This window comes from Streptomyces sp. PKU-EA00015, assembly GCF_013387495.1.
Lineage (GTDB): Bacteria > Actinomycetota > Actinomycetes > Streptomycetales > Streptomycetaceae > Streptomyces.
The window spans coordinates 1-6,175 of sequence record NZ_JABZEE010000111.1 but is presented as its reverse complement, the minus strand read 5'-3'; the positions used below and the strand labels follow the sequence as shown (position 1 = coordinate 6,175).

Below are 6,175 nucleotides of genomic sequence, written 5' to 3'. Positions count from 1 at the left end.
GCTACCGAGCTGCTCCACCCCGCGTCGTTGTGCCGTAAAGGTATCACGACGCGGGGCGGAACCCGTCATCCGCCCTGGTCGGGCTCCTTCAGCCGGGCCTCGGCGTCAGCGGCCCGCTGGAGCGCCTCCTGGAGCGCGTCCTGCGCCCTGCCATAGGCCGTCCAGTCGCCCCGCTTCATCGCCGCCTCGCCGTCCGAGTACGCCTTCTGCGCGTCCTCGATGGCGTCCTTGAGCGCCGCGTCGCCCGTGGCGGGCGGCTCGGTGGGCTGCGTCGGCGGCTCCTCGGGCTCGGTCGGCGGGGTGGTGGTCCCGTCGTCCGGTGCACCCTCGCCGAACACCTGCGAGAGCGCGCCGCCGAGATCGTCGGCGAAGCCGATCCGCTGGCCGTACACCACGGCCACCTTGCTCAGCAGCGGGAACTCCGAGCCGCGGCCCTGGGCGTAGATCGGCTCGACGTACAGGAAGCCGCTGTCCAGAGGAACGGTCAGCAAGTTGCCGTACTTGATGGTCGAGTCGGCGCCCTTGAGGTCGCGGACGAAGGTGGCGATGGGGTCGTGCCTGTTGAGCCGGCTCTGCACCTGCTCGGGGCCGTCGACCTTGTCGTCCGTCACGCGCATCAGTCTGATCTTGCCGTAGTCGCGGCTCATGGCGTCGGCGTCGACCGCCATGAACGCCCTCAGGTTGGGCCGTCCACTGGGGGTGAAGGTCGTCGTCAGCGCGAACTGCCGCTGCTCCTGCCCCGGCAGCTTGAGGGACAGGTAGTACGGCGGGACCGCGTTGCTGTCGGCCTTGGTGGGGTCGTTCGGCACCTGCCAGGCGTCACTCGCGTTGTAGAACGGAGCGGGCTCGGTGACGTGGTAGAGCGACAGCAGCTCACGCTGGACCTTGAACATGTCCTGCGGGTACCGCAGATGGGCCTTCAGCTCGTCCGGGATCTCGGCCTTCGGCTTGACCGTGCCGGGGAACGCCTTCTTCCACGTCTTGAGGACCGGGTCGTTCTGGTCCCACTCGTAGAGGGTCACGGTGCCGTCGTAGGCGTCGACCGTGGCCTTCACCGAGTTCCGGATGTAGTTGACCTGGTTCTGCTGGGCGACCACCGCGCGCTGCCGGTCGGTCAGCGAGTCGGAGGTGGTCTCCCCGAGCGTCGTACGGGACGCGTACGGATAGCCGTTGGTCGTGGTGTAGGCGTCGACGACCCACTGGATCCGCTTGCCCACGACCGCCGGGTAGGCGTCGCCGTCGATGGTCAGCCACGGGGCGACCGCTTCGACGCGCTCCTTGGGCGTGCGGTTGTAGAGGATCTTCGAACCGTCGCCGATCGCACCCGAGTACAGGATCTGCGGCTCGCTGAACGCGACGGAGTACGCGGCGCGGTTGAGAGCGCTGGAGAGGTCGATGCCGCCCTTGCCCGCGTAGCTCGTGGTGACCTGGCCGCCGCCGTCCTTCTCGTAGTCGAGCTCCTTCTGGGGCCCGCCCACGATCGAGTACTGGGTGGTCTTCTCGCCGTAGTAGATCCGCTGCTCGTAGTCGCCGAGGCTGCCCTTGGAGGGGAGGCCGGACTCGGTGAACTCCGGGGCCCCTCCGGTGCCCTTGGCCGTGTCCGTGCCCTTGGCGGCGACGGCGCCGAAGCCGTGGGTGTACGTGAAGTGGTCGTTGATCCAGTTGCGCTTGTCGACGCCCTGCAGGTTGATCTCACGCAGACCGATGACCGTGTCCTGGCCCTTGTACCGGTCGATGTCCAGCGTGGAGGGGAACTGGTAGTACTTCCGCCCCTGCTCCAGCTGCTGGAACGTCGGCGAGACGATGTTGGGGTCGTTTATCCGGTAGCTGGCCGCCGAGTCGGCGTCCTCGCGCTGCTTCCCCGCGTCCTTGATCTGTCCGCGGCCCGAGTAGTCCGTCGGCTTCACACCGTCGATGCCGTACGCCTTGCGCGTCGCCTCGATGTTCTTGCGGATGTACTCGGCTTCCTTGGCCTGCTCGTTCGGCTGGACCTGGAACTTCTGCACGATCGCCGGGTAGAGCCCGCCGATCAGGATCGCGGAGAGCACCATGAGCCCGAAGCCGATCACCGGCAGCTGCCAGGTCCGGCGCCACAGCGTGGCGAAGAACAGCACGGCGCAGATCACCGCGATGCAGAACAGGATCGTCTTGGCCGGCAGATACGCGTTGGCGTCGACGTAGCGCAGTCCGGTCCAGTTGCTCGTGGCCTTGAAGTCGCTGGACTTCACCGCGAGCCCGTACCGGTCGAGCCAGTACGCCACGGCCTTGAGCGCCACGAACAGTCCCAGCAGCACCGACAGGTGGCCGGTGGCGGCGCCCGTCGCCCGCGCGCCCGGGCTGGTGATCCGCAGCCCGCCGTACAGGTAGTGGGTCAGGGCGGCGGCGATCAGGGACAGCACGACGGCCGCGAAACCGAAGCCGAGCAGGAAGCGGTACCACGGCAGGTCGAACGCGTAGAACGCCACGTCCATCTTGAACTGCGGGTCCTTCTGGCCGAAGGGCACGCCGTTCACCCACATCAGCCACGTCCGCCACTGGCTGGTGGCGGAGGCGCCTGCGATCAGCCCGACAAGAGCGGTGATCGCGAGGAGCACCCACTTCTTGTAGGGGGCGATACCCATGCGGTACCGGTCGAGGCTCTGCTGCTCCAGCGACATCGCGCTGAGCGGCGGCCGCAGCCGGTGGGCCAGCCAGATGTTCACGCCGACGGCCGCTGCCATGAGCAGGCCGAAGACGGCGAACAGTCCGATCTTGGTCCACAGAGTGGTCGTGAAGACGGAGGAGTACCTGACGGAGCGGTACCAGAGCCAGTCGGTCCAGAACCCGGAGAACATGACGAACACCATGGCCAGAACGGCCAGGACGCCCATGGTCATGAGCAGGGTGCGGACACGCCGGGACGGCCGGCCCACTCTCATCCGTGGCCCGGTCGGGCCTCCGCCGCGGTCCGGCATCTGGAAAGCCAACGTGCGCACCTCGAAGTTCGCGGTCGTGTGATTCGGGCCCCGCGATCGTAGAGCCCCACTGATGCAACTTACTGAGGCTTTACCTAGTTCCCGCCGCGGGGCAGGAAGGAGGCAGGATATTGACCATGTCCAACGCTTCTTCCCCCGCCCCCGACAACCAGCCCCCTTCGGGCCCGATCGCCGCGAGCCCGCTCACCCGGGCCGTGCTCGAGATCGACGAGTACGCCGCCACGCTCGGCTGGGACCAGCCGGCCCGGCTGTTCGCCCTCGTCGACACCGCTCAGCTGCGTTCCCAGGAGCCGGGTCTCGCCGCCCAGCTCGGCCTCGACGAGGGCGACTCGGCAGCCCCGCTCACCCCCATCGAGCAGGACGAGATCCCGGCCGGCACCCCGCTCGACGAGTTCCTCGGCACGATCGCCTGGCCCGACGCGGTCGCGGGCTGCGCGCTGACGGTGGAGCGCCTGATGCTGCCGCCGTCCGCCGAGGCCTCCGTTCCGGACGGCCTCGACGAGGCGGCCCTGACCAAGTGGGTCGCCTCGCACCCGGACCGCCAGGAGGTCCGGATGACGGTGGCCGTGCTCCGTGACGGGGCCCGGGAGTCGGCCCTGCGTCTGCGCGAGAAGGACTCGCCGAACGAGGTGCTCACGGGCGGCGGCCTGGTGCCGGGCCTCGCCGAGGCGCTGTCGGCGACGTTCGAGGACTGACCGAGCCGAAGGGCTCGGACGCGGCGAGGGCGCCGCTGACGCGCGGATCGCTGTGCGCGTCGGCGGCGCCCTCGCGCCGTGTGTCCCGCTCCGCCGTACTGCGGCCGGCGGCCCCGTCTGCCCGGGCTCAGCCCTTCGCGCAGCTCGGCAGGCCCTTGGTGTCTCCCGAGCGGATCTTCGCCAGGGACTTCGTCGCGTCGGCGATCGTGTCGACCTTGACCAGCGTCAGGCCGTCCGGGGTGTCGGAGGCGGCGGAGGCGCAGTTGTCGGCGGGGGTCATGAAGAACTGGGCGCCGGCCTTGCGGGCGCCGACGAGCTTCATGTCGATTCCGCCGATCGGGCCGACCTTGCCCTCGTCGTCGATCGTGCCCGTCCCCGCGACGAACCTTCCGCCGGTGAGGTCCCCCTCCGTCAGCTTGTCGACGATGCCGAGGGCGAACATCAGGCCGGCGCTCGGGCCGCCGACATCGGCGAGGTGGATGTCGATGGTGAACGGGAAGGTGTGGTCGGTCCCGGCCTGGATGCCGACGATCGCGCGGTTGTCGTCCTGGGCCCTCACCGTGGTGATCGTGACCTTCCGGGTGCCCTGGGGTTCCTTGCCCGCCTTCTCCGCAGCGGCGGCCGCCTTGGCCGGGACGACGGTGAAGACGACGTCCTCGCCCGGCTTGTGCTTCACGACCTGCTCGGCGACGTCCCCGGGCTCCTTGATCTCGGCGCCGTCCACCGCGCGGATGACGTCGCCGGCGTGCAGCCTGCCCTCCGAGGGGGAGCCCTTGACGACGGTGGAGACGACCACCCGCGACGTCACCGGAATCTTCAGCTCCCGCAAAGCCGCCACCTTGGCGCTCTCCTGGGACTGGCTGAACTCCTCGGCGTTCTCCTGCGTCGACTGCTCCTCGGTCTTCCCGCCGGGGTAGAGGGTTTCGTGCGGCACCACCACGTTGTCGTGGGCCAGCCAGCCGTAAAGTGCCTCGACGAGGCTCATCTCGTAGTCCGCCCCGGTCACCCTGACGGTCGTCATGTTGAGGTGCCCGTTCGCCGGGAAGGTCTTGCGGCCGGAGATCTTGAGCACCGGCTCGCCGTCGGCGGAGCCCAGCGTGTTCACCGTCGGGCCGGGCGACATCTCCGCGTACGGGACCTTGAAGAAGACGCCTGCGCAGAGCAGCGCGATGAAGACGAGCGTGGAGGCGAGCATCGTCGCAGTGCGGCGTGGCATGGAACGACAGTACGGGACGAGCCTGTGCGAGTACGGCCGGGGCCGCTCCGTACGAGGGCCTCCCGGCACCTGCGTACGCTCGGGATCACTGTCGGACGACATCCGTACCGGAGGCAGCCTTCTCCATCGCGTCACGGAAGCGCGCGTACCCGGCGAGCTCGGCGATGTCCCCGCTCGTGCGGTTCCGCTGAGCCCAGCCGGCCCATATCGCCGCACCGACAGCAGCGAAAAGCGGAATCAGCAACCAGGCCAGAACTGCCATCGCGACCTCCCTACCCCATGAGTGAACGCAACTGAGTGATCAGCAGATTAGTCCCATCTGCGAGATCAACGCTCATGGCAGGGGTGCGGTTACGCAAATCGGGGCGGATGAGCGCGGACCGGGTTTCACGGGCGGAAACGCACTGACGGCTCGTCAGGGAACCACCGCGAAGACGGCACCGGCGCTCAGCAGGCTCCCACTCTCCCCCTGCCTTCGGCGGGGGGACCCCCAGTCCTGTGCCCGACGCTCAGCAGGCCCCGACCCTCCCCCTGCCTTCGGCGGGGGGACCCCCAGTCCTGTGCCCGACGCTCAGCAGGCCCCGACCCTCCCCCTGCCTTCGGCGGGGGGACCCCCAGTCCTGTGCCCGACGCTCAGCAGGCCCCGACCCTCCCCCTGCCTTCGGCGGGGGGACCCCCAGTCCTGTGCCCGGCGCTCAGCAGGCTCCGACCCACTCCTCCGTGCCGTCCGAGAATTTCTGGTGCTTCCAGATCGGCACCTCGTGCTTGAGATCGTCGATCAGCTTCCGGCACGCCTCGAACGCCTCCCCCCGGTGCGGGCACGAAACCGCGACCACCACCGCGAGATCCCCGACCGCCAGGTCACCCACACGGTGGACGGCGGCGAGCGCCCTCACGGGGTACTCGGCGGTCACCTTCTCGGCGATGCGGCGCATCTCCGCCTCCGCCGTCGGATGGCAGGAGTAGCCCAGCGTGTCGACGTCGGCGCCGCCGTCGTGGTTGCGCACGGTGCCGACGAACAGCGCGGTGCCGCCCGCGGCGTCGTCGCCCACGGCCGCGAAGACCTCGTCGAGGGAGAGCGGAGTGTCACGGATCGCGAGCAGCCGGATGGGGTCCTGCGCCGCCTGCTCGCCGGGGTGGTCGTACGTGCGTGCCATGGGGACATCGTGCCCCATGGCACCGACGGCGCGGAACAGCCTCTCGCACGGATCGGCACCGGCCGGACTTGGAGCCTCCTACAGGGACGACGTGCTCCGGCTAGATGTATTGAGCACGAGCGTTGTTGACAG

At 69.2% G+C, this 6,175-nt stretch carries 5 protein-coding genes; 1 reads left to right on the top strand and 4 read right to left on the bottom strand.

The window, feature by feature from the left end; translation table 11 throughout:
- Window positions 1-65: 65 nt before the first annotated feature.
- Window positions 66-2,954, bottom strand: a complete 2,889-nt coding sequence (locus HW130_RS35005; protein ID WP_177153803.1) for a UPF0182 family protein — start codon at window positions 2,952-2,954, stop codon at window positions 66-68.
- A 137-nt stretch (window positions 2,955-3,091) separates the two neighbouring features.
- Here HW130_RS35005 and HW130_RS35000 point away from each other — a divergent pair, with 137 nt between their 5' ends.
- Window positions 3,092-3,670, top strand: a complete 579-nt coding sequence (locus HW130_RS35000) for a PPA1309 family protein (RefSeq protein WP_177153802.1) — start codon at window positions 3,092-3,094, stop codon at window positions 3,668-3,670.
- A gap of 127 nt (window positions 3,671-3,797) precedes the next feature.
- Here HW130_RS35000 and HW130_RS34995 read toward each other — a convergent pair whose 3' ends face one another.
- From HW130_RS34995 to HW130_RS34985, 3 genes are all read right to left on the bottom strand, one after another.
- Window positions 3,798-4,886, bottom strand: coding sequence for a PDZ domain-containing protein (locus HW130_RS34995; RefSeq protein WP_177153801.1), 1,089 nt, complete (start codon window positions 4,884-4,886; stop codon window positions 3,798-3,800).
- A gap of 85 nt (window positions 4,887-4,971) precedes the next feature.
- Window positions 4,972-5,148, bottom strand: a complete 177-nt coding sequence (locus tag HW130_RS34990; protein WP_177153800.1) for a hypothetical protein — start codon at window positions 5,146-5,148, stop codon at window positions 4,972-4,974.
- 433 nt (window positions 5,149-5,581) lie between these two features.
- Window positions 5,582-6,043, bottom strand: coding sequence for a molybdenum cofactor biosynthesis protein MoaE (locus HW130_RS34985; RefSeq protein WP_177153799.1), 462 nt, complete (start codon window positions 6,041-6,043; stop codon window positions 5,582-5,584).
- Between the last annotated feature and the right edge of the window lie 132 nt (window positions 6,044-6,175).